We start from the raw sequence: 24,999 nt of genomic DNA, 5'->3' as shown, positions 1-24,999 counted from the left end.
GCCGGAGATCCGTTTCGTTGCCCTGGTGACCCGGGGTCAGTGCCGGAACGCGGCGGCCAGCCGCACGGGATCCGTGTTGTGCCCGAGCGCACTGTGCACGGCCATCACGAACTCCGGCCGCCTCAGCAGGACTTCGGCCGCCGGATGGCCCTGCGCACGCAGCGCCAGACCGAGTCCGGACCAGGCGTCCGGGTCCGGTCCGCGCAGCACCCGCTCGGTGAAGCGGGCGCGAGCCGTGTCGTGGTCACCCGTCACCAGAGCGACATCCTCCGGACGCGCTCCCTCCACGGCCCGCCCGGCCGCGTCACCTTCGACGAGCGACCGCCGCAACAGCACCGCCCGGGTATCCAGACCGCGACACGGTTTGCCCGGTACGACCACGCCCTCGTCCGGCGGCAGCACGAGCGGCGTGTTCCCGGCCGGGTCGTAGGCCCGGGCGATCCGGGCCACCGCATCGGATCCGGGCTGGACGTGATACGCCCGCCAGGTGGCCCGGTGATCGGCGGCCGCCAGGGCTGCGGCATCCCGGGCCCTGACTCCCACCGCCTCCTCCCGCCAGGCCGTCAGGCATGTCGTCAGCTCGTCGACGAGCTCCCGTCCCAGGGGGGTGAGCCGTCGCGCGGTGCGGATGCCGTCCAGCGCGGTGAGCGTCTGCTCCCGCCACAGCGTGTACTCGAACTCCGCCGCCGCCCCGCGCCGCCCCCGCCAGAAGCGGGTGACTCCGAAGAACGCGTAGACCCCCTGGAGGAGTCCGCCCAGTGGCCGGGGGTCGTCGCGCCAGGGCGCGTAGAAGCGTTCGGTGCCGCCGTCGTCGTACAGGGTGAACAGGTGCATGAAGGCGCCGAGTTTGTGGTGCTGGAACTCATGCACGAGCGTGCATGCGAACTGCTCGGCGTCGTCGGGTTCGGAAGCCAGTACGGATCCGAAGGCGTCGCCCGAAGAGGCGCTGCGCGGGCGGTACCGCTCGGACCGGGGCCGAGGCACCACCGAGCGCAGTCCGGCTGCCGCGCCCGCCGCGCCCTCGGGGTCGTCCCGGAGCAGCAACTCCCAGGCCCCGGCGAACAGTTCGGCCCATCGGTCGGCCGTGTCCACGGGCTCGGGCGCGCGCGGCTCGCGCAGCCCCCGATACGGGTCGATGTCGTCCAGCAGCAGGGTGCAGCCCTCGGCGCGCAACTCCCGCAGCCCGTGCCACCCCGCTGCCCCCACCGCCACCGGGCCGACCCGCACGACACCGGCCGTCGACTCCACCTCTACGGCGGCCCACGGTCCGTCGGCCGCCGCGACCCGGGCGCCGCCGAGACGGGGGAGCACTGCCCAGCCCGCACGGACCGGCACCCGGGTGCGGAAGTCGAGCCCGGCCATGACGGCGGCGGACGCGGCGACCGCGTGCAGGTGGCCGGTCTCGGCCCACAGCGGGGATTCGCCCTGCACCGTGTCACGCACCCGGCGCAGCGTGTGCGCGGCCCAGGTGCCGACCGGCGGGTACAGCAGCAGCCGTTCCACCGCGCCGGGGGCGGTCGCCCAGGCGCGGGTCAGCAGGTGCCAGCCCTCCTGCAGCGCGGGCAACGGGCCGGTCGGCAGGTCGGCGGACGGGGCGGTGGCGTCCGCCAGGGCTCGCAACAGCAGCAGCCGCCAACTGCGTTCACCGGCGTTGAGCAGCGCGATCGCGTCCGGGCCGCCCTGTCCGCGCAGTAGTTGACGGTGGTCGGCCGCCGCGAGGCGATGTTGTTGGGTGTCGACACGCATGGCCAGGCACCCGGGCTATTCGTCGCGCTGCGGGTTGTATCCGCCCATGCTGCTCGCGGGATCGTCGATCCGTCTCAGCAGACGACGCATCGATGCCTTCAGGACTGGCGTGTCGACGGTGAGGATCTCCGCCGGACCGACGGCCCGGAGATCGACCAGCTCCGCTTCGACGCCGTTCTGCTCGCTCACACCGCACCCACATCTACGGGTCAGGAGGAACCTGGCCCGCCGCAGGGCCGGACAGTCCAGGGTGGACTGCCGGGTCAGAATAGCGTGACCCACGGCCGAACAGCGCCGATTATCCGCCCCCTGAAACGGACTTCGGTACGTTGCCGCCGGTGCCCCCCTCGCCGAGCGAGGTCGGCTCGTAGATCAGCTGGTGAGCACCTCCGCCACGCCGTACACGAACCGACTCGCCTGCGGCATACGGGAGTTGTGAAGTCCGCCCGGTGATGGTGGAAGCTTCCGCATAGTGGTTCGGGCAGGCGTCGCCCCGCACGTCTGCGGCAGGGCACTCCATGCACATCAAGCAAGCACCACCCACACATCAGGGCACTACGTACAAGGGAAGATCCTTGCAGCAATCCTCGCGTAGAAGATCACCCCGGAAGACGCTGGCCGCGATCCTGGCCGGCGGCGCCGTCGCCGCGGGCTGTTTCGCCGTTCTGCCGTCGACGGCGCAGGCCGCGCAGACCCCGGGCGCCGACCGGCAGGCCTCCTTCGCTGACGCGGCCAAGGAGTTCGGCGTACCGCTGCCCGTGCTCCTGGCCGTGTCGTACCAGGAGTCGCAGTGGGACGACCACGACGGGCACTACAACACCTCGGGCGGATACGGCCCGATGAACCTGACGGACGTCACCGCCAAGATGGTGTCCGGGGGCGCGACGGGTGCCGTCGGCCGAGGTGACCTCGCCGCGCTGACGGCGGACCCGGCCCTGCACACCCTCGACGCGGCGGCCGACCTCACCGACATCCCGGCGGCGAAGCTGCGTACCGACGACCGCGAGAACATCCGCGCCGGTGCCGCCCTGCTCGCCTCGTACCAGAGGGAGTTGAAAGGGAAGAGCTCCGCCGATCCGGCCGACTGGTACGGGGCGGTGGCCAAGTACAGCCAGTCGTCGGACAGGAAGGCCGCGCAGCTCTTCGCCGACCGTGTCTTCAAGACCGTGTCCTCGGGCGCCTCGCGTACCACCATCGACGGACAGCGCGTTCACCTCGTGGCGCAGCGTGCGGTCCACCCTGAGACGCGGCAACTGTCCGAGCTGAAGCTGAAAGCCGCCGTGACCGCCACCGACACCGAGTGCCCGCCCACGGTCGACTGCACCTTCCTCGCCGCGGCCGCCTCCAACGGGCAGGTGGCGGGCCGGCCGGACGACGGCGTACAGATCAAGTACATCGTCCTGCACGACACCGAGTCGTCGTACGACGCCGCGATCAAGACGTTCCAGACGGCGGGGTCCGGCGACTCGGCGCACTACGTCATGCGGGCCTCGGACGCGGCCGTCACGCAGATGACGCACACCAAGGACATCGCGTTCCACGCCGGCAACTACTGGTTCAACATGCACTCCGTCGGCATCGAGCACGAGGGCTACGCCGCGCACGGTGCCACCTGGTACTCGCAGGCGCAGTACCGGGCGACGGCCGATCTCGTGAAGTACCTCGCCGCGAAGTACGACATCCCGCTCGACCGCGAGCACATCATCGGCCACGACAACGTGCCCGGCCCGCAGGACAGTTATGTGCGGGGCATGCACTGGGACCCCGGCCCGTACTGGGACTGGACCGCGTTCATGGACATGGTCGCCCCGACGAGGGCCGCGCACGCGGACAGTGCCGCCCGCCGTGTCCCGAGGGTGGGTTCGGCGGTCACCATCAGCCCCGAGTTCGCGACCAACGAACAGACCGTCCAGGTCTGCCCGGCCGACGACCCCACGGGCGCCACCACCGAGTGCACCGAGAACACCGCGCCCGCCAACTTCCTTCCGGTGCGCACCGCCCCGAGCGCGGACGCGCCCCTGTTCGCCGACCCGGCCATCCACCCGGGCGCGAGCGCGGGCACCGACTCGATCCACGACTGGGGCAGCACCGTCCAGGCCGGCCAGCAGTTCGTGGTCGCCGACGTCGACGGCGACTGGACCGCCATCTGGTTCAGCGGCGCGAAGGTGTGGTTCCACAACCCACGCGGCGTCAACACCTGTGCCGCGCCCGGCGCCACGGTCCTCCACTCCGGCGACCAGGCCGCGGCCCTGTACGGCTCCGGCTACCCGCAGGCGTCGGAGTACCCCTCCGGCCTGTCCCCGTCCACCCAGAAGCCCCTGACCGTCTACGCCTTCCCGGCGGGCCAGGCCTACGTCGCCACCCAACCGCCGGTCAGCGCCGACGACTTCTTCGTCTCGGGCGACACCTATGTCACCGGCGCGGCCAAGTACTACACGATCCAGTACAACCACCGAGTCGTCCTGGTCGACGCCTCACAGGTCTCCTGAACCGTCCGGTGGGGGCAGCACGCGTGCTGCCCCCACCGGACCAGGCACCCCAAATGATCGATTGTGCCCCGATCTAGATAATTATGCAGCGATCCGGGTCGAGCTCAGTGACTGCGACGACTGCGACGACCTTGGTGGTCGGAGCGGATTCGGCGGCCATTGCGTGGGGTGCTGCCAGAGCGAGAGCCGCCATGGCGAAGAGGGCCATCCCGGACCTCTTTAGTGTCGATATGTGCACGCGCGGAAGTTCCTTTTGGTCGTTCCTGTTAATTTACGTGCACAACCTAACAGGTTCGGATGCCCGTTCGGGCATCGGTGCGCCCGAGGCGGAGATGTTTGTGCATTCCGCCGCTTTCACTTTCGCGGTAACACATGCCAAGCGGTTGCTTATTGCACGCCCTTCGCCGGGGTGTGGTTTCTTGTAATACCGAGCGCCCGTTCAAGCAGTTCCCGTGAGGCGGCGAGGTCACCGGAGGCCGATCGCACCTCGCTCAGCGCGTGCATTGCTTGAATTGTTTCGTCCATGTCATGAATGCGTGCGGACAGGGCGACGGCGATCTCCAGGTGATGGCTCGCGGAGACGAGGCGCCCCGCGGTCAAATGGGCCTGCCCCAACCGTCGTTGAGCCTGCGCCTGCTGATGGGTCGCGCCGATGTGTTCGGCGAGGTCGAGCGCGTCCGAGAGGTGGCAAACCGCTTCTGCCGTGTCTCCCGCCTTGCGGTGGGCCTCGCCCAGTCCGATCAGGGTGTCGGCCTGGCTCTTCTGATCGCCGAGGGACCTGAATTCAAGGAGGGTTTCCTGGTACAGTATTAATGCGGCATTCGTGTCGCCCGACTCGGTGAGCGCATCGGCCAGACTTCCGCGTACGGTTGCCCTGTCGTGACGATTTCCTGATTGCTCCAAGTAGAAGAGCGCCTTCTCGAAAGAGCGTCGAGCGGATTCCAGTTCCCCGACTCTCATGTCCAGGTCGCCGAGGTTGTTAAGCGCTTTCCCCAGTGCCGTGTAGTCGCTTGTCTCGGTGAATCCCGTAAGCGCTTTCTCGAAATGCTCACGCGCCCTGTCGTGCTCTCCGAGGAACAAAAGGGACACCGCGATGTTGTTGTATCCGCGTGCTCTGTCCCAGGGGTCGCCGGACAAGGCCGTCAGGCTGAACGACTTCTGAAAGAGGACGAGGGCTGTCCGGTGTTCGCCCAGGTGCCAGTTGAGGGTGCCGAGAGTCCGTAGGGCCTCTGCCTCCGCGGCCACGTCCTCTGTCCTGCGGGCGATCTCCAGGGCGCGCTCTCCGGTTTCGGTGGCTTCCGGGTAGCGGCCGGTGTGCGCGTGCAGGGCGCTCAGCTGCGACAGGGTGCGACACAGGGCGGCCGAGTCGCCGGTCCGGGACCAGTGGTCCGCGGCGGGGCGGAGGACGGTGTGCGCGTCATTCCAGTGGCACTCCGCGTTGAGGAAACCGGACATGGCGTAGGCGAGCCGTGCTGCGATTTCCGGCTGCCCTTGGCCACGGGCGCAGGCCTCCACGGCCAACAAGTTGGTGTGTTCGGCGGCGAGCCACGATCGCGCGGCGTCGGCGTCGGACCAGTGCGGCGTTCCACCGCGGGGCGGGGTGCAAGGCAGGCCGGGTCTGGTGCGGCGGGCATAGGCGAGGCGGTCGGCACGGTCGGTGGCGGACGCGTAGAAATCGATCAGACGGCGCAGGGCGCCGGACCGCTCCTGTTCGCTGTCGTCGATGGCGGACCTCGAACGGCCGTACTCCCGCAGCAGGTCGTGGTACTGGTAGCGGTCGGGTGTCGGCTCGCGAAGAGTGTGCGCGGCGAGGAGCGACTCAAGGACGCGTTCCGCGACGACCGGACGCACGTCCAGCATGGCGGCGGCTGCCTCCGCGGTGAAGTCCTGGCCGGGGTGCAGGCTGAGGCGACGGAACGCCGTACGGTCTTCCGCGGACAGGGTCCGGTACATGAGGTCGAAAACACGCACTACGTCCTGGTCCGTGTCCCTGATCTCGTCCAGTCGGCCCTCTGGACGGGCGAGGCGGTCGGCCAATGTGGTGAGCGTCCACGAAGGGTGGGCGCGGAAGCGGCTCGCCACGAGTTCTATCGCGAGCGGCAGGCCACCGCAGTGTCGGACGATCCGGGTGATTTCGTCGATTCCGTGGGCGCGCTCCACGCCCGCGAACGCGCAGAACAGGGCGACGGCGTCGTCGTCGGGCAGCACGTCGAGCGGAATGTGCCGGGCGTGCGGCAGGCCGGTGAGGTGACGTCGGCTGGTGACGATGGTCAAGGACGGGGAGCCGCCGGGCAGCAGGGGACGGATCTGATGGGCGCTCACCGCGTCGTCGAGGACGATGACGGCCCGCCGCTCGGCAAGCATCGTCCGCCACAGGGCGCTGCGGCTTTCGAGTTCGAGGGGAATGGTCTCCGCGGGCGCGCCGAGCAGTCGTAGGAGCGTGGCCAGGGCCGTGTCGGGATCCAGAGGTTCCCCGACGGATGAATGCCCGCGAAGATCCAGGTAGAGCTGTGCATCGGGGAACTTCGCGGCGACCCGGCGGGCGCTGTGTACCGCCAGCGCGGTCTTCCCGACCCCCGCCATGCCACTGACCGTGCTGACGGATTCGAGGCTGACCAGCGCGCCGTCCTCCGGCGTCGTCTCGACCACTGCGTCGAGTGCCCGCAGTTCCGGGCGGCGGCCCACGAGGGGAGGCTGATGGGGGAGATTCCGGGGCGGGCGCGCAGACGTGGGCAGGGTTCGGTCGGGTGCGGGGTGTGGTGCCGTGGCGGTGCGGGCGGGTAAGCGGGTCGCCGTGCCGTCGCCACTGATGAGATCGCCGACCGGAGCGCGATCGAGGATTCCGCTGTGGATGCGTCTCAGTTCTACGCCCGGACGGGAGCCGAACTGTGTCATCAGGAGCTGGCGGATCTCCTGATGGACGCGGAGGGCTTCCGTGTAGCGATCGGTGGCGTAGTACGCCAGCATCAACTGGCCGGCAAGCGTCTCGTCGCCGGGGTACCGCTCGACGAGAGCGGTCAACTCGGCGGTGAGGCCCGCGAATCGGCCCAGTCGCAGGAGGACGGCGATCCGGGAGACGGTGGCACCGAGACGGCGTTCCGTCAGCGTCCTGCGTACGGTCTCGGCCCACAGCCCGGGCAGACCTGCCAGTGCCTCGCCCCGCCAGAGTTGCTCCGACCGGTCGAGGAGGGCGGCTGCCTGATCGTGATCGCCTGCGGACACGAGGGTGCCGGCCTGTGCCACGAGGCGCTGGAACCGATCCCAGTCGACGGCCGCGTGGGCGGTCTCCAGTGTGTAGGTGTGAGCGCGGGTGATGATGCGGGCCGCACCCGTCGAGGAGGGGTCGACCAGCCGAAGGTGTCTGCGGATCCTTGAGACGTATGTGTGCACGTTCTCACGTGCATGCGGCGGCGGTTCGTCGTCCCACAGCCGGTCCATGAGCGTGTCCAGCGCGATCGGACGGCCCGCCGTCAGCGCCATCGACGCCATGAGGATCCGGGCCTTGTCGGAGCCGAGTTCCACGCGCCGACCGTTCACTCGAAGGCCCACTGGGCCCAGTACCTCGAATTCCACCAGCGCCTCCCGCGGTTCAGAGCCACTCGGCGAACATGGCGGCGGGGTATGGACTTGGTAACGGAGGAATGAGCATGACAGGAAGGCGGGAGTGTTTCCAGGGGTGCCCGCGCGCTGGCTGAATCGTTTCTGTCCAGGGTCTTCTTCGTCGTCCCCCGGATCGTCCGGACCCGGACAGGGGTAGGACGCGTCTGATCGGCACAGCGGAACACGGCCGGGGAGGACGGGCGCATGTCTGCGGCACGGGAGGAAGACCGGGGCCGGGACGGCAACGTCATCGGCGGCGACGCCCACTTGTACGGTCCCACCGTCCAGGCACACGACGTCCAGGGCGGTATCCACATCCAGGCCCCGCCGCCCTCGCGGCCACCGACACCCCGTCAACTCCTTCCGGTCCCGCACCATTTCACCGACCGGGTGGAGGAACACGCGGCTCTGGACCGGCTGTTCAAGGGGCGCGCCGACGGCACTGCCGCCCAGTCGCTCATCGTGGTGAACGGGCCCGCCGGCATCGGCAAGACGACGTTCGTCACCCGGTGGCTGCGGACCCACGAACCGGCCTTTCCCGACGGGCAGTTGTATGCGGATCTGCGCGGACACGTCGCGAGCGTTCCGGCGGACCCGGGCGAGATCCTCGGTCAGTTCCTGCGGGGGTTCGGAATCTCCTCGGTGCCCGGCGATCTGGCCGAACAGGCCTCCCTGTGGCGTTCCGTGACCGCGCACCTGCGGATCGCGGTCATGCTGGACAACGCCTTCACCGCGGCACAGATCCGGCCGTTGTTACCGGGCGGAAGCGGTGGGCTCGTCGTCGTCACGAGCCGTCACAGGCTGACCGGGCTGGGCATGGACGGGGCCGGGTTCCACCGACTCGGTTCGCTCGGCGCCGCAGCCGGTATGGAGCTGTTCATCCGGGGCGCCGGTGCGGACCGCGTCGCCGGTGAACTCTCCGCGGTCCGCCAGATCGTCTCTCTGTGCGCGGGACTGCCGCTCGCCGTGTGTCTCGCCTCCGCCCGGCTCGCCGCGCGTCCGGGGCAGCCCGTTGCCGCCCTCGCCGACGCGCTCACCCCGGACCAGGACCGGCTGGCCGTGCTGGAAGTGGAAGGGGAAGGGACGGTGCAGAACGCGCTGGACGCGTCGTACGGGGTGCTCGGTCCGGAGCCCGCCCGGCTCTACCGCGCACTCGGCGTGCTGCCGGTGCCCACCTTCGACGTGCGCACCGCCGCCGCGGCCTGTGCGGAGCCACCGGCGTGGGCGGAGCGAAGGCTGGGCGAACTCGTCGAGGCCAACATGCTGGAGGACATCGGGCCGGACACATACCGCTTCCACGATCTCGTCCGGGTGCACGCCCACGACCGTGCCACAGCGACGCAGACCGCGACGGACCGCGAACGGACCGAGCGCCGCGTCACCGACTGGTATCTGCGGACCGCCACCGAGGCCCAACAGCGCATCACACCCATCCAGTTCACCCTGCCACGCGTCTACGCGTACGCCGACCACCTCCCCGTGCCCTTCGACGACGACGTCGGTGCCCTCGGCTGGCTGGACTCCAGGCGAACCCATCTGATGGCGGTCCTGCGCCTGGCCGCCGAACGTGACTGGCACGCCACCGCCTGGCAACTCGTCGACGCGATGTGGCCGTTGTTCCTCCGCCTGCGCCACTACGACCTGTGGATCGAGGCGCACCGCATCGGGCTGGCCGCCGCCCGCAGCGACGGAAACCACGAAGCCGAACGGCAGATGCTCAACTCCGGAGCCATCGGCCTGGCCGCCGCGGGCCGTACCGAAGAAGCCGTCGAGTGGTACACGGCATCGCTACGGGCGGCCCGGGAGGCCGGTGACCGACGGGACGAGGGACAGGCACGGCTGGGCCTGGGCGGATGCCATTTCGAGAGCGGCCGGTTCCCCGAGGCGGTGGCCGACCTCGATCGTGCGGTGGAGACGTGGACGGAGTGCGGATACCCGCGCGGGGTGGCCCTCGCGAGGATTCTGCTCGGCGAGATCGCGCTCGCCGAGCAGGACCTCGACCGGGCCGTCACCTCGTTCACCCTGGCCCGGAACGGTCTTCTGGCCGTGTCCGACCCGCACGACGCGGCTCGGGCCCTCGCCTTCCTCGGCCGTACCCGAGCCCGCGCCGGAGACCACACCACGGGCACGGCCCAGATGCGTGAGGCCCTTGAGACGTTCACCGCCTCGGGCGCCCTGCACTGGCAGGCCCGCACCCTGGAGATGCTCGGCGACAGCGCCCGGGAGCGAGGGGACGACACGGCGGCCGGGCACCTCCACGCACGGGCCCTCGCCCTGTACGAGATCACCAGCCAGGCCGACGCCCGCAGACTGCGCTGACGGGCGCCGTGCCAGGACTGTCGTGACGGGACCGGAATCCTACGTCCCGTGCATCACATGGATGTTCTGAAGGACCGCCACCTCATGTCCCGCCACCAGCCAGGCGTGCAGACAGGAAGCCAACAGTGGCCGATCCCCGGGAACGCGGAGGCCCACGAAGACGGCTCTCCGGCTCACGCTGTCGAGTACGGCCCAGCCGCCTTCGGCCAAGGGCGCCGCTGCGAGCCGACAGCCGGGAAACGCGGCGGTGACGCCCGTCAGCCAGCACACCGCCTCAGCCGACCGCCGTGCCCGGCTCGCGTACAGAACGTCCGCGCAGTTCAACAGGCGGCGTTCGCGGCAGACGTCGGCGTCGACCGCGAAGTGCTCGTCGGTGTCGGACGCCCCGGCGGTCCTCGCGAAACCGGCCAGGGCCGTGAAGGCGTAGACGCGTCCGGCCGAGGTGCCCCGGAGTGTCAGGACGGAGGCTGTGTCCTCCCGTCGCGGCGGGGACGTGGGGCGGGGTGCCGTCGGAGCCGTGGCCCGGCGCAGGGCGACGGTGACGAGATGCCTCACGCCGGAACCTCCCGTCGGCCGCCGGCCCAGGTGTCCAGGCCGGGAGGTTCCGGCAGGGGGACGGTCTCCGGTTCGTGTGCGGGCTGGCCAAGGCCCAGCAGCCGGTACATCAGCCGACGCATGTTCCGGTTGAACCGCCCTGGTTCCGAGGTGATGCGCGCGGCGATCGCCGCGTACTCCTCGGGCCGGTATTCGGCGGTGGCGTAGTCGAGTTGGGCGACCAGCGGGTGGGTGGGCGAGAGCGCGGGCGCGGTCAGGGCGAGGGCGGCGGCCGGAGAGGAGGGGTTGATCTCCCGTTCCGGTGAACTCGCCAGCAGAATGGGGGCGTTGGTGAGGGTTGCGTACATGGTGACGGAACCGTGGTCGCCGATGACGTGGTCCGCGGCGATGAGGAGAGGCCGCCAGTCGGCCTCGGGCGCCAGCAGCGCGACGCCCAGCCGGGCACAGCGCGCCAGCCAGGCGCGCACCTGCCAAGAACCGTGCCCGGACCACACGTTCGGATGGACGAGGATGACCGCGCGGAATCGTCCGACGGGCAACTCGGCCATGAGACGCGGAAGCAACGCCTCGAACCGGCCGAAGGACGATCGCGCTCCCCAGGTGGAGGCGACGACCACCAGACGCTGCCCGTCCGCGAGACCGAGCGCCCGCCGGTAGGCGGCGCGCAACGGCAGGCTCGCCACGATCCGGTCGTGGACGGGATCCCCGATCACATGCGCGAGCGGCAGTACCTCGGGGCAGTGCCGCTCCAGCACGGACAACTCCGCGTGATGAGGTACGGCCACGGCGGCTGGCAGCTTCCCCCCGGGCGCGAGGTCCTGTCTGCGCAGCCCGGCGACGCCCTTGTGCGGCCCCGTGTTCCACCGTTTGAGGTATCCGGCCCCGTGCGGCAGCGTCAGCAAGGGAGCGGAGATCTCTTCCACTCCCCGCGGGCCGGCTGCCAACGCGAGGTCGAACGTCATCCGTACGGCCTCGCTCCACGGCAGTACCGCTCCTCCCAACTTCCGCAGAAACGGCGGGACTTCGTCGCCGAAGACGTGCGGCGGCGCGGTGAACACCACCTGGATCCTGAAGTCGGCCTCCAACAGCGACAGGACGTCGACCAGTCGCTTTCCATAGGCCAAGGTGTGGACGACGACCAGGACCGTCTTGCGATCGACCAAGGTCAGCCACTCGCGTTCGACACCCGATGGATCTGTACCTGGGCTCAACGCCGACATGATGTTCCCCCGTTGTCCGTACGGGCCCGGGCGGACCCTCCTGCCGGGCGTCCTGCCCCCCGCGGCGGACGGAAGGCTTGCACGGGCCTTGCGGAAACCTTGCGGGGACCTGCCCACGGCTCTCTGGCAAGATCCCCACCATGAGCGACAACCCCCTGCGCCAAGTAACCGTCGACCGCACCGCCCCCGGCCGCTTCACCGCGACCAACGCCCGCGGCGGCACCATCGACTTCGGTACCGCCGTCGGCGGCGGTACCGAGTTCACCCCGGTCGAGCTGCTGCTCGCCGCGATCGGCGGCTGCACCGCGGCCGACGTCGACGTCGCCACCACACGGCACGCGGAGCCGGACGGGTTCACCGTCACCGTGACCGGCAACAAGGTCAGCGACGACCTCGGCAACCGGATGACCGACCTGGCGGTCACCTTCGCCGTGCGCTTCCCGGAGGGCGAGGCAGGGGACCGGGCCCGCGCGATCCTGCCCCGGGCGGTCACCGTCTCGCACGACCGGCTGTGCACGGTCAGCCGTACGGTGGAGACCGGCACGCCCGTCACCGCGACGATCAAGGATGTCTGACCACACTTCGTTCGCTGCCTCTGCGAGCAGGTGACAAGGGTGCGGTCGTGCGCTGCGTTCTTGTGAGCACCGCCTGATCCCGTGGCCTCGACCGTCCTACGGTCCGGCCATGAACACGAGTCGCAGCAAAGGAAGTTCGTGGCGCGGAGCCGCGAACGCGGGACGTACGTGGCGCGGTGCCGCGCTGGCGGCGCTGTTGACCGCCGGCGCGCTCACCGCCGCCGCTCCACAGGCCCAGGGCGAGAGCGCCCGCACCGAGACCTCGGTCGCGTCGACGCATCCCGCCGACGGTGTGGTCGAGTCGGTGGTGCGGGTGAAAGCGCCGTTACCGCAGTCGTTCGGCGCCCGTCCGGCGGCGTGCGACTGGCTGTCGTATCTGCGCTACCGCGCCGCCGACGGACCGAGCGCGTCGGCCGACGCCGACCGGATCCTCGTGGCCCAGCCCGGCATCCTGGAGGGCGCCGGTGCGTTCGACAGCGTCGCCCGCGACACGGTCGCCCAAGCCGCCGCGCAGGGACGGCACATCGAGTTCTGGGCCCTGGACCGGCGCTCCAACTGCCTTGAGGATCCCACCGGTATCGCCTCGGGCGACCAGCACACGGCCGTCGACTACTACTACCGGGGCAAGGCCGTCGGCGGCCGGACCTTCGCCGGGTTCGTCGGCAACGACCAGCTCGGCTGGATGGCCAAGCTCGGCATCCAGCAGACCGTACGGGACGAATACGACCTGCTCACGGCCGAGTTGCCCGACCCGACCCTGCGCAAGAACAAGGTGCTGTGCGGCGGCCACTCGCTCGGCGGCGTCATCACCGGGTACTTCGCGGCCGCCGACTTCGACGGCAACCCCGCGACCACGGCGGACGCCGGGCAGAACCAGTGCGCCGGGTACTTCGCCCTCGACACGACGATCTCCACCGACCTGACGGACCTCAACGGCAGCATCCCGGACGACACCAACTTGCCTGATATCGGGCTGGGTTACGCGGTCGTCCAGGCCGGGCTCGACAGCGGCGTGCTGTCCCGTTCGCTGTCCGCGCCCGTGCTGCTCAACCCCGAGACGATGACCCTGCTCGCCATCGCCGGCCTGGGTGCCGTACAGAACCCGGACGGCGAGGCGGACCTGCCGTCCTACCTCCCCTCCAACGTCAACATCGAGGCGACGAACCGCTTCCTGTTCTCCAAGGACACCGCCACCTTCCTCACCGGCTCACCCGCGGTGAAGGACTTCCGGCTCACCAACGACGCGGTGCTCGGGTCCCTCATGGACGACAACTCCGTGCCCCTCGCGTTCCTGCAGAGCAGCGTCGGCTTCTTCGACGGCGGCCCGATCGTCGACAAGAACTTCCCTGTCGCCAACGGCAGTTCGGACCAGTCGCAGATCGTCGGCGTCGAGTACAAGGCCATCCCGGCCCAGCCGCACGGTCCGCTGTACACCTGGCGCAATTACGACCGTGTCGGCGCGGCCGACGACCCCGGGTACCGGTCGGCCGACGGCACCCCGTTCACCAACGCCTCCAAGGAGGTCACCGACATCCACGAGCTGGCCCGCAGCATGGGGGAGCAGCCGCTGGACTTCACCGAGCAGTACTTCCCGACGAAGCTGGTCACCGACATCGAGCTGGCCACCTCGCCGCAGGTGAAGCAACTCCTCGTCCACCCGGGCGGGTTGACCGCCAACCCGACGCTCACCGTGCTCGCGGGCGACGGACTGCTCGCCGACCACATCCCGGCCGACCTGCATCCCGTGATCGCCCCCGGCTACCAGCACCTCGACGTACTGACCGCGGCACCCGTCCAGAACAACGGCCGGCCCGAGGCGGTTTCCAGCAGTCTCGCCGCGTTCGCCCTGTCGCCCAAGTAGCCTTCCCCGCGCATCAGTAGGGCCCGGGAGGATCAACTCCCGGGCCCTGCAGCGTCGCTACGGCTCAGACCTTGCCCGCGGCGAACGTGGCCGCCGCGTCCGCGTCGGAGGTGTAGCCGAGGTGCGCGAGGACGTCGGTCCCGCCGTTCTGGCAGATGGGGTCACCGTTGGCACAGAAGTCGATGGTGCGGCTCTGATAGGTGCCGGTGACGCTCTTGCCGAGGGCCCGGATCGGGTTGCCGAACAGCAGTACCGCGGCGACCTTCGGCTCCACCGCGGCGGGGATGGTCGCCACGATCGGGCTGCCGACCACCGCACCGTCGCTGCTGATTCCGATGGAGTTGTCGACGACGTTCGCGCCCTGCGAATAGCCGACGAGAATGAAACGCTGATTGGGGCAGGCCGTCGCTTGTGCGTTGACGTGGTTCACCACATCGAGGTTTCCCGTCGCGGCGGACGTGAGGGAAAGGTCGGCGGGATAGTTCACCGCATAGCTGGAGAGCGTCTTTCCGGTGATTTTCTTCTGGAGTGCGGAGTACACCGGGTCGCCGACGATCAGGCCGAGTGTGCCCGGCTCGAAGGTGCCGCGAGCCGCCACGACGTCGAGGTCGGAGCAGGTGGCGGCCGATGCGGCGGGTGCGGAGAGGGTGGCGAGCCCGGCTCCGCCGACCAGCGAGAGCGCGGCGAGGCATAAGCGAATACGCATGGGAATCCTTTGAGGGTGGGGCGCGTGAAGCGCCTGTGGAAAGGACTGTCCCGAAGGTATTCGCGTTCCTGTTCCCGGTGTTATGGACGGGAATTCAGAAACTCTCTCTGTTTTTGTCGCCCCGTGAGTCTCGGTCACTGCCTCGTGAGTCGCGATCGCCCTCCCGTAAATCCGCCGAACGCAGCGCGAGGATCAGATCGAGACGGGTTCCCGGGTCGTGCAGGGACGCGCCGAAGAGTTTCTCCAACTGGCGCAGGCGATAGCGGACCGTCTGCGGGTGGATGTGGAGCCGGGCGGCGACATCGGGGACGTTGCTGCCGCTGAGCAGCCAGGCGAGCAACGTCTCGGCCAGCCGCGGGCGTTGGCCCTCGGACGCGGCGTCGAGCGGCGCGAGCGCCCGTAACTCCAGCTGGGCGAGCAGCGGTTCGTCGCTGTGCAGCAGCAGCGTCGACAGATGGTCGGCGCACAGCACCACACCTTGCCGGGGCAGCACCCCGCGGCCCATCAGCCCCAACGCCCGCGTGGCCCAGTGCAGGGACCGCGCGGCCTCGACGACCGGCACCGTGGGACCGATCGCCGCCGGACGGCCGCCCAGGCCGAGGACGAACGACCGCCCGCCGAACCGGCCGTAGCCCTCCGGGTCCGGCACCAGCACGCGCGGTGGCCGGGACTCCATGTCGGCCAGCGCGCCCGGCATCGCCGGCGGCCGGTCCTCCGCGTGCGGGTCCGCGGGGCCGGCCAGCGCGATGACGGCGACCCGCGCGGGCACCCGCCACCGCGCGCTGTGCGCCAGGTCCTGCAAGGCCTCCTGGGCCACCGGTCCCTCGCCCAGGAGGAGTTCGAGCAGTCGGCGGCGCCGCCGCTCGACCTCGTCCGTGCTGCGCGACTGCGCCTCCGCGTATCCGGCGGCGGCCGCCTCCGCGACCTCGTGCACGGTCCGGAACGCCAGCTCGCCCAGTGCGGCCACCACCGCCGAATCCAGGCCGAGTTCCTCCGCCGTGCGGCCCATCAGCCGCCAGGCGTGCAGCCCGCCCACGCGGATCGCCGACTGAAGCGCCTCCAGACTGCGGCCCTCCAGGGCCTCGCCGCGCCCGAGTTCGGCGTAGTACGCCGCCGCCATCGCGGCGTTCTGGCCGTGCGGGTCCGCGATGTGGTCGACGAACAGCGTGAGCGCCTGCACCACCCCGGATCTGAGGTTCTCGCGATAGGTGCCGTCGGCCGGCCGCGCGTACTCGGGGACCTCTCTGCGGACCACCTCCTCCACCTCGTTCGAGACGGCGGCGAGTTGGGCGCGCAGCAGCTCGGCCAGGTCGGGCGGAACCAGAGCGGTCTCGGGCTCGGTGGGTACTCCGCGCGGGGTGGGGACAGCCACGACGGACACTCCTTTCCCCCGGAGGCGGCTCGCCCACGGACTGTTGCCCGTGGGACGAGGGGGACGTCCCGTGTTGGACGGTCGTCCCCTGCGCTCCGTTCCGTGCCCCGGCTGCACCGACATCACTCCGGCAGCCCCAGCGCACCGGCGAGCATCGGCCACGAGGTGGTGAACTCCCCTTTCCAGTAAGCCCAGCTGTGACCTCCTCCCGAATAGAAGTGCGTGGTGACCGGGATGCCGAGCAGCGCGAGAAAGCCGGTGAAACTGTGCGCGGAGGGCCACAGCAGACTCTCCAGCGCCTCGGGCAGCCAGTCGCCCGAACCCCCGGCCACACCACTGCCGTTGGACACGTACAAGGGTGTCCCGCGCAGTCCGACGGCCCGGGCGCGCGGATTGAACGCCTGCCAAGTCAGCAGGTCCAGAAGGGGATTGCCCCAGAGGGTGCGGGGCGCCAGGTTCTCGCGGGCCACGATGGCGTCCACCAGCGAGGGCACCCCGGGAGCCGTGGTGTCGAGGATGCCGCTGTAGGACGCGGCGGCGGTGAACGCGCCAGGGTGACGGGCCGCGTGCGCCATCGCGCCGTAGCCCCCGGTGGACACCCCGGCGACGGCCCGCACACCGGACGCCCGGTAGTCACGGGCCAACAGCGCCGGAACCTCCTGGAGTTGGAAGGTCTCGTAGTCGGGACCGTCCCGCCACGCGCTCGGGATGCCGGTCGGCCCCGCGTCCGGCATCGCCACGATCAGGTCCCGGCCCTCGGTGAACGCCTCGATGTCCGTCTCCCGCGTCCAGGACGTGTAGTCGTCGTGCGCCCCGTGCAGCAGATACAGCACGGGATACGTCCGCCCGGGCTGCGCGTCGAAGTCCGACGGCAGGATCAGCCGCACCGGCGCGCTGCGGCCCAGCGCGGGCGACGACACGGACACGTCGAACGTGCGCGCCGAGATCTGCGTCGCGGCGCGAGCCCGGCCTACGGAGGCCGTGGCACCGAACAGGACGGCAAGTCCCGTGGCCGCGGTGGCCCTTGTGACGGCGCGGCGGGATATCCCGTGGGGGTGGTGGTGCGGCATGGCGGCTCCTCAGGCTGGTTCGGCGGGTCCCTCCGGCAAGGCGAGCACCCGCCGCAGATGGGCGGCGATCTCGTCGACGCACGGCGGGTCGAGCAGCGACAGGTGATGCCCCGCCACCGGTACGACCGTCAGACGCGGGCACACCTCGTCCCAGCCGAGCGCGTCGTCGTCCCGTTCGTACGCCGGGTCACGCACGGTGTGCGGAGCCGGTTCGGTGGCCCGGTACAGCACCACCCGCCCCTCGTACCGGCCCGGTTGATGCGCCTCGCCGATCCGCAGATCCAGGTACGAGGCACGCTGATGCTGCAACGCGGCCGATGGCACCTTCACGACTCCGCGCAGGGTGCGCAGCACGAGGTCGATGCGCTCGTGGTCGTCGTCCAACGCCACGAGATCGTCGTAGGGCACGGGGAGTTGGACCCCGTAGGTGTCGGCGACGTGCTGGGCGAAGCCCATGAGATGCGCGCGGATGCGGTCGGCGGGCGTGCGGTCGGGCTGGGGGAGGGGGCGTACGGAATCGATCAGCACGACGAGTCCGACCTCCCGCCCGGCGGCGGTGAGTTGACGAGCCGTCTCCTGCGCCACGAAACCGCCGAAGGACCAACCGACGAGCACGCAGGGCGCGTTGGGATGGGCGTCGGCGATCGCCTCGGCGTAGCGGCGGGCCTTCTCGGAGACGGTGTGGGCGTCCTCGATCCGGTCCAGTCCGTGCACCGCCCGGTCCTCACCGAGACGTTCGGCGAGTGCGCGGTAGACGTCGGTGGTTCCACCGGCGGCGTGGAACAGGAAGAGCGGAGGGAGCGGGGACGGCGGGTCGGTCAACTGCCCTATCCGGTCCGCCACTTCGGCGACCGTGCCGGCGTCGAACAGATCGCGCAGGTGCAGCTCGACACCGAAGTCGCGTTGCAGGGCGGTGCGGATGCGGACGGCCATGAGGGAGTCCAGGCCGAGGTCGGTCAGGGCCGTGGTCGGGGTGATGCGGGCCGCCGGGTGGCCGGTGACGGCGGAGATGTGGTGGCTGACGCGGGCGGTCACCGAGTCTCCGGCGGCCGGGGCGGGCTCGGCCCAGCGGTGTGCGGCGGGCGCAGTGACGGGAGTTCGGCCGTCGGTCCACCAGTACCGGACGTGCCGCCAGCGCGGTGCGGGGAGGTCGATGACCCGGCCGGACGGGAGGGGCAGCTCCAGTCCCGCCGCGTACAAGGACCCCAACTCCCTCAAGAACGCGGCAGATCCGCCCGCATCGCGGCGCAGTGTGCCGACGCTGAGGGCACCGGGCACGTTGTCGGCGATGGACCGGGCCAGGACCGGATGCGGCGCGATCTCCACGAAGGCGGTGTGCCCGTCGGCCGCGGCGGCGCCGAGGGCCCGGTCCAGGCGCACCGGCCGACGCAGGTTGGCGGCCCAGTGGCCGGCGTCGAACTCGCAGGCGCCGCGCGGGTCGTCGAGGACGGTGGAGTACACGGGGATACGTGGCGACCGCCCCCTGACGTCGGCGAGGGCCTCGACCAGTTCCGGCAACAACGGCTCCACCTGAGGCGAATGCCCGGCGCCGACGACCCGCATGGCCCGAGCGGCACGCCCTCGCTCCTCCAACCGGCGCACCAACCGGCCAACAGCCATCTCGTCACCGGTGACGACCTTCTGCCGCGGCGAGGAATGGACGGCGACGGCCACACCCGGGAAGTCCCGTTCCAGGGCGGCCAGTTCACCGTCGGCCAGGTCTACGACGGCCATCGCGCCCCCGTGCAACCGCCCCAGCAGCCGTGCCCGTACGGCGACGACCCGAGCGGCGTCCGCCACATCCAGCGCGCCCGCGCAGACGGCGGCGGCGACCTCGCCCAGGGAGTGGCCGATCACGGCGACCGGTTCGACGCCGTACGACCGCCACAGCTCGGCGAGTGCCAACTGGACGCCGAACAGGACGGGTTGGGAGACGTTCAGTCGGTCGAGTTCCCCGGCGGAGGTCAGGTGCTCGTGGAGGGAGAAGCCGAACACGTCGGAGAGCCGCGCGTCGAGTTTCTCCACGGCGGCGGCGAAGGCCGGTTCCTCCAGGAGGAGTTGGCGGCCCATGCCGGTCCACTGGCTGCCGTACCCGGAGAACACCCATACTGGACCGGGCCCCACGCGATCACGGTCACCGGTCACCACCCGCGCATCCGGACCGCCTTCTCGCGCCAACGCGCCCAGCGCTTCGGCCAGTTCACCCCGACCGCCCGCGACGAGCGCGGCACGTACGGGTCCGCGTCCCACCCGTCCCGCGAGGGTGCGCGCCACATCGGCGGGGCGGGCGGCGCTCCCCTCGGGCGTGCGGAGCCACGTGGCGAGACGGGACGCGGTGTCGCGGACCCGCTCGGTGTCGACGTCGGAGAGGAGGTGGAGGCGCGCGGTGGACTCTTCCGGCAGGGGGAGCGCGGGCCGCCATTCCTCCAGTACCGCATGGGCGTTGGTGCCGCCGAACCCGAAGCCCGAGATGCCGGCGGTGGCCGTACCGCCGTAGCGGGGCCAGGGTTCGGGCTCGGTGACGACGCGCAGTCGTGCGTCGTCGAGGGTGTTGCCGTGCAGCGACGGTGGGACGAGGTCGTGGTGGAGAGCGAGGACCGCCTTCACCAGGCCGGTGATGCCGGCCGCGGACTCCAGGTGGCCGAGGTTTCCCTTCACCGAGCCGAGCAGCAACGGCTGTTCGGGGTCACGTCCCTCGCCCAGCACCGCCCCGAGCGCGCCCGCCTCGATTGGGTCGCCCAGCGGCGTGCCGGTGCCGTGCGCCTCGATGTAGTCGATGTGGGCCGGGGTGAGTCCGGCTCGTGCGTAGGCGGTCACCAACAGGGCTTGCTGGGCTGCTGGGTTGGGGGCCAGCAGGCCGTTCGAGCGCCCGTCGGAGTTGACGGCGGTGGCGCGGATGACGGCGAGCACACGGTCGCCGTCCCGTTCCGCGTCGGACAGCCGTTTCAACAGCACCGCCGCACAGCCCTCGCCGCGTCCGATGCCGTCGGCCGTGGTGGCGAACGGCTTGCAGCGGCCGTCCGGGGCGAGGGCGCCGGCCCGTTCGAAGGCGACACCGACGACGGGGGACAGGAGGACGTTGACTCCGGCGGCGATCGCGGTGTCGGTCTCGCCGGTGCGGAGGCTGACGCAGGCCTGGTGCACGGCGACCAGGGAGGACGAACAGGCCGTGTCCACCGCCATGTTGGGCCCACGGGTGTCCAGTACGTACGCCAGTCGGCCCGCCGTCACACTGAGCGCCGCACCCGCCGGTGCCCACGGGTCGACGGCGTTCGCGTCGGCGCCGGTGAGCTGTCCGTACTCCGGGGCCGAGACACCGACGTAGATGCCGGTGGCCGTACCCGCCAAGGAAGGTGCGGGGACGGCGGCGTGGTCGAGGGTCTCGCGGACGACCTCCAGGAGGATGCGTTGCTGGGGGTCCATCACCGCCGCCTCACGCGGGGTGATGCGGAAGAAGTCGGCGTCGAACCCGGCGACGTCGTCCAAGTAGCCGCCGTACAGAGGAGTTTCTGGCGGTGGGAACGCTGTGAAATCGGCCCATCTGTCCTCGGGGACGCGGCCGATCGCGTCGACACCGTCGATGAGTAAGTGCCAGTAGTCGGCCGGTCCGCGCACCCCGCCCGGCAGTCGGCAGCCGACCCCGATGACCGCCACGGGCTCGCCCGGCGCCACAGCAACAGGGGCCTCCGGTACGGCAGTTCGCGTGGCCGTACCGCACACCCGATCCACCAGCGCGTCCACGGTCGGCGCCTCCCAGAGCAGGGTCGCGGGCAGCTCGTGTCCCGTCAGCGAGGACAACTCGCCCGCCAGCACCACCGCTTCCCGCGAGGACATGCCGAGGTCGGCCAGCGGTCGGTCCAACGGGACGTCCTCGACAGGGGTGTTGTTCCACTCGGCGACCCGTTCGGTGATCCGGCGGCGCAGCAGCGTTCTCGTGTCGGCGGCCGTCATACCGCGGTCTCCGCGGCGTAGGCGCCTTCCAGGTACCGGGTGCGGGTCAGGGCGCGCGACACCTTGCCGCTGGTGGTCCGGGGGACCGTGCCGGGTGCGACGAGGATGACGTCGGCGAGGCGTAGCCCGTGCCGGGCGGAGACGGCCGCGCGTACGGCCTGCGTCAGGGCGGGTACGTCGATGTCGGCGATGCTGGTCGTACGCGCGTGCTCGGCGACCACCACCACCCGCTCGCCCGCGCCGCCCGGCACCCCGAACGCGGCGAGCCGGTCGCGTCGTACGGCGTGATGGGCGTCCTGGGCAGTGGCCTCCACGTCCTGCGGGTAGTGGTTGCGGCCGTCGACGACGATGAGGTCCTTGAGGCGACCGGTGACGATCAACTGCCCCTCCAGCACGGTCCCGAGGTCGCCGGTGCGCAGCCAACTGCCCGGCGCCTCCTCGCCGAGCACGGCGCCGAAGACGCGCTCGGTCTGCGCCGAGTTGTTCCAGTAGCCGCGCCCCACATTGGGACCCTGCACCCAGATCTCCCCGACCTCCCCCTCGGCCAGCACGGCATGGGCGACCGGATCGACGATGCGCACGCGCTGCCCAACTGGCGTACCGCAGCCCGCAAGGAGCACGGCTCGCGGGTCCTCGGGCCGAGCGGGCAGGGCCTTCCCGGCGGCGAGGGAGTCCCGGTCGAGGGCGAACCGGCCGAGCGGTCGGCCGGGTCGGGCGGCGCTGACGAAGACGGTGGCCTCGGCGAGCCCGTACGACGGACAGTGGACCTCCGCCGCGAGCCCCTGCGCGGCGAACGCGGCCTGGAAACGGTCGGCGGTGCCGGGCCGGACGGGTTCGCTGCCGTTGATCAGCGCGGCGACCCCGTCCAGCCGCAGCCCCTCCTTCTGCGCCCCGGTGACGGCGGAGGCGCAGTAGTCGTAGGCGAAGTTGGGCGCGGCACTCAGCGCCCGCGGATGCGCGGCCAACAGCCGTAGCCAGCGGGCCGGTTCGTGCAGGAACGCGGCCGGGTCCATGAGCACCGACAGCAGTCCCCGTACGACGGGGGCCGCGACGCTCAGCACCAACCCCATGTCGTGGTAGAGCGGCAACCAGCCCACGCAGGTCACCTGGTGCGTGTCGGCGCCGTAAGCGGCAAGCGCCTGGCGGGCGTTGGCGACGACGTTCGCGTGCGTGATCTCCACGCCGGCCGGAGCGCGGGTGGAGCCGGAGGTGTACTGGAGGTAGGCGGTCGCGGCCGGATCCGGCGCCGGTGCCCGCCAGTTGAGGGCGGCGGAGTCGGGGACCCGGTCCGCCGCGAGGACGGTGACCTGCGCGCGCTCGCAGAAGTCCGCCACCTCCTCCAGAGCCCGGCCGGCGGTCAGCACGACCGCCGGACGCGCGTCGCCCAACACCCCGACCAGCCGGTCGCCCTGCCCCGGCAGACCGGGCGGATACAGCGGAACGGCGACCATCCCGGCCGTCAGCGCGGCCAGAAAGCCGGTGATGTAGTCCGTCCCCTGTGGGCACAACACGGCTACCCGCGACCCGGGTTCGGCGTGCTCGGCGAGCCGGGCGGCCAGTGCCCGCACGCGCAGATCCAGGCGCTGCCAGGTCAGCGTGCGGTGCACGCCGCGGGAGTTGGGGGCGGGGTGGTCGACGAACGTGAACGCCCGCCGGTCCGGGGTGAGTTCGGCCCAGTGCCGCACGTACTCGGGCAGAGTCCGGTACGCGGGGGCGAGCGGGGGGCGGCGGCTGTCCATCGGGCGGGGCTCCTCACATCGCGGTACGACGCGGTGTCGACTGGAGAGCTGGAGAGCTGGAGAGGGTGAACAGAGCGGTCAGAGCGGGATGTTGCCGTGTCGCCGCTCGGGCATCGGGGCACGCTTGCCGCGCAGGGCGCGCAGGGCGCGGCTGACATGGGCGCGGGTGTCGCGCGGCGCGATGACGTCGTCGACGTACCCGCGCTCGGCGGCGAGGTACGGCGTCCCGTGCGTGGCCTCGTACGCGGCGACCAGGTCGGCCCGCAACGCCTCGGGGTCGGCCGCGGCGGCGAGTTCACGCCGATGCAGCACACCCACGGCACCCTCCGCGCCCATGACCGCGATACGGGCGGTGGGCCAGGCGAGGTTGAGGTCGGCGCCGAGATGCTTGGAGCCCATCACCGCGTATCCGCCGCCGTACGCCTTGCGTACGACGACGGTGACCTTCGGGACGGTCGCCTCGGCGTACGCGTAGAGGAGTTTGGCGCCGCGCCGGATGATGCCGCCGCGCTCCTGGCGGACGCCGGAGAGATAGCCGGGGACGTCGGCGAAGGTCAGCAGCGGGATGCCGAACGCGTCGCAGAACCGTACGAACCGCGCGGCCTTCTCGGAGGCGTCGATGTCGAGGACACCGGCGAGGTGCAGCGGCTGATTGGCGACGACCCCGACACTCGCCCCCTCGACCCGGGCCAGCGCACAGATGATGTTCGGCGCGAACAGCTCCTGGACGTACAGGAGTTCAGCGTCGTCGACGACCGCGTGCAGGATGTCCCGCATGTCGTAGGCCTGACCGAGCCGGTCGGGCACGACCGCGTCCAGCGGAGCCCCGTCGGCCACCGATCCGGGCGTGAACTCCGGTGGCCGCTCAAGGTTGTTGGCCGGAAGGTACGACAGCAGATCGCGTACGGTGTCGAGCGCGTCCTCCTCGTCGGCGGCGAGGAAGTGGGCGTTGCCGTTCACGGAGTTGCTGGTGCGGGCGCCGCCCAGTTCCTCGGCGGTGGTGCGTTCGCCGGTGACCGCCTCGATGACGTCGGGGCCGGTGACGAACATGTGCGAGGCGCCGTCCACCATCACGGTGAAGTCGGTGATGGCGGGGGAGTACGCGGCACCGCCCGCACACGGGCCCAGGATGACGGAGATCTGCGGGATCACTCCGGATGCCTTCACATTCCGGCGCACCAACTCGGCGTAGAGGGCGAGGGAGTTGACGCCCTCCTGGATGCGGGCGCCGCCGGAGTCGTTGAGGCCGACGACCGGGCAGCCGGTCTTCAGGGCGAGCTCCATGAGGGCCACGGTCTTCTCGCCGAAGGCCTCGCCCATGCTGCCGCCGAAGACCGTCGAGTCCTGCGCGAAGACGCAGACCGGCCGTCCGTCGACCGTGCCGTACCCGGTCACGACCCCGTCGCCATACGGGCGTTGGGCGCCGTCACCGAGGGATCTGGCCCGCACGAACCCGCCGGTCTCCGCGAACGACCCCGCGTCCAGCAGCCGTTCGATCCGCTCCCGCGCACCGAGAGCACCGCGTCTTCTCGGCGCGGCCGTGGCCACAACCTGCGCCCGACGGTGTTCCAGATCGCCGATGCGTCCGGCGGTGGCGTCCGCCGAGGGTGTCACTGCCGTCAGGGATGTCGTCGCCTCTAGCGTCACAGCCACCTCCGAAGTGGTTCTCGAATATGGCAGCGATTCGGGAGCGGACCGAGGGATCGCCGTTCTGTTTGCGGGAGTTGAGTCCCGGGCGACGGAGGTTCGTCCTGAGGTGACAAGGGAGTGACGCCGACCCGGCACAGCACATAGGC

The 24,999-nt window shown here is 70.9% G+C and carries 15 protein-coding genes; 4 read left to right on the top strand and 11 right to left on the bottom strand.

The features are described from left to right. Positions 1–36 precede the first annotated feature (36 nt). Positions 37–1,746 (bottom strand): HEXXH motif domain-containing protein, encoded by a 1,710-nt coding sequence (locus OG588_RS06140; protein WP_405946392.1) that lies wholly within the window; start codon positions 1,744–1,746, stop codon positions 37–39. 15 nt (positions 1,747–1,761) lie between these two features. Further along, complete coding sequence (locus OG588_RS06135) at positions 1,762–1,935, bottom strand: hypothetical protein (RefSeq protein ID WP_405946391.1); 174 nt, start codon at positions 1,933–1,935, stop codon at positions 1,762–1,764. Between the two features lie 386 nt (positions 1,936–2,321). Here OG588_RS06135 and OG588_RS06130 point away from each other — a divergent pair, with 386 nt between their 5' ends. Beyond that, a complete protein-coding gene (locus OG588_RS06130) occupies positions 2,322–4,235 on the top strand; it encodes an N-acetylmuramoyl-L-alanine amidase (RefSeq protein WP_405946390.1) in 1,914 nt (637 codons plus the stop codon). Between the two features lie 387 nt (positions 4,236–4,622). Here OG588_RS06130 and OG588_RS06125 read toward each other — a convergent pair whose 3' ends face one another. After that, complete coding sequence (locus OG588_RS06125) at positions 4,623–7,757, bottom strand: AfsR/SARP family transcriptional regulator (protein ID WP_405946389.1); 3,135 nt, start codon at positions 7,755–7,757, stop codon at positions 4,623–4,625. Between the two features lie 282 nt (positions 7,758–8,039). Here OG588_RS06125 and OG588_RS06120 point away from each other — a divergent pair, with 282 nt between their 5' ends. Further along, positions 8,040–10,154: a tetratricopeptide repeat protein gene (locus tag OG588_RS06120; protein WP_405946388.1), complete on the top strand. Its 2,115-nt coding sequence runs from the start codon at positions 8,040–8,042 to the stop codon at positions 10,152–10,154. Positions 10,155–10,193: 39 nt separating this feature from the next. Here OG588_RS06120 and OG588_RS06115 read toward each other — a convergent pair whose 3' ends face one another. Next, entirely contained in the window at positions 10,194–10,709 is a 516-nt protein-coding gene (locus OG588_RS06115) for a hypothetical protein (protein ID WP_405946387.1), read from the bottom strand. Beyond that, positions 10,706–11,929, bottom strand: coding sequence for a hypothetical protein (locus tag OG588_RS06110; RefSeq protein ID WP_405946386.1), 1,224 nt, complete (start codon positions 11,927–11,929; stop codon positions 10,706–10,708). Before OG588_RS06110 ends, OG588_RS06115 begins: the two co-directional genes overlap by 4 nt. A gap of 140 nt (positions 11,930–12,069) precedes the next feature. Between OG588_RS06110 and OG588_RS06105 the strand changes: the two genes are divergently transcribed. Together OG588_RS06105 and OG588_RS06100 are read left to right on the top strand one after the other, a co-directional pair. Continuing rightward, entirely contained in the window at positions 12,070–12,504 is a 435-nt protein-coding gene (locus OG588_RS06105) for an OsmC family protein (protein ID WP_405946385.1), read from the top strand. Between the two features lie 109 nt (positions 12,505–12,613). Then, a complete protein-coding gene (locus tag OG588_RS06100) occupies positions 12,614–14,365 on the top strand; it encodes a hypothetical protein (protein ID WP_405946384.1) in 1,752 nt (583 codons plus the stop codon). A gap of 64 nt (positions 14,366–14,429) precedes the next feature. Here OG588_RS06100 and OG588_RS06095 read toward each other — a convergent pair whose 3' ends face one another. The 6 genes from OG588_RS06095 to OG588_RS06070 form a co-directional block, all read right to left on the bottom strand. After that, positions 14,430–15,071, bottom strand: coding sequence for a cutinase family protein (locus OG588_RS06095; protein WP_405946383.1), 642 nt, complete (start codon positions 15,069–15,071; stop codon positions 14,430–14,432). A 94-nt stretch (positions 15,072–15,165) separates the two neighbouring features. Then, a complete protein-coding gene (locus OG588_RS06090; protein ID WP_405946382.1) occupies positions 15,166–16,443 on the bottom strand; it encodes a PucR family transcriptional regulator in 1,278 nt (425 codons plus the stop codon). Positions 16,444–16,565: 122 nt separating this feature from the next. Beyond that, positions 16,566–17,513 (bottom strand): alpha/beta hydrolase, encoded by a 948-nt coding sequence (locus tag OG588_RS06085; RefSeq protein WP_405946381.1) that lies wholly within the window; start codon positions 17,511–17,513, stop codon positions 16,566–16,568. A 9-nt stretch (positions 17,514–17,522) separates the two neighbouring features. Then, positions 17,523–21,464 (bottom strand): acyltransferase domain-containing protein, encoded by a 3,942-nt coding sequence (locus OG588_RS06080; RefSeq protein WP_405946380.1) that lies wholly within the window; start codon positions 21,462–21,464, stop codon positions 17,523–17,525. Next, positions 21,461–23,203, bottom strand: a complete 1,743-nt coding sequence (locus OG588_RS06075; protein WP_405946379.1) for a fatty acyl-AMP ligase — start codon at positions 23,201–23,203, stop codon at positions 21,461–21,463. The genes OG588_RS06080 and OG588_RS06075 overlap by 4 nt, the downstream gene beginning before the upstream one ends. A gap of 78 nt (positions 23,204–23,281) precedes the next feature. Beyond that, positions 23,282–24,817 (bottom strand): acyl-CoA carboxylase subunit beta, encoded by a 1,536-nt coding sequence (locus OG588_RS06070; protein ID WP_405953059.1) that lies wholly within the window; start codon positions 24,815–24,817, stop codon positions 23,282–23,284. Between the last annotated feature and the right edge of the window lie 182 nt (positions 24,818–24,999).

The organism is Streptomyces prunicolor (assembly GCF_045162825.1).
Taxonomy (GTDB): domain Bacteria; phylum Actinomycetota; class Actinomycetes; order Streptomycetales; family Streptomycetaceae; genus Streptomyces; species Streptomyces prunicolor.
This window is presented reverse-complemented; position numbering and strand designations above follow the sequence as displayed.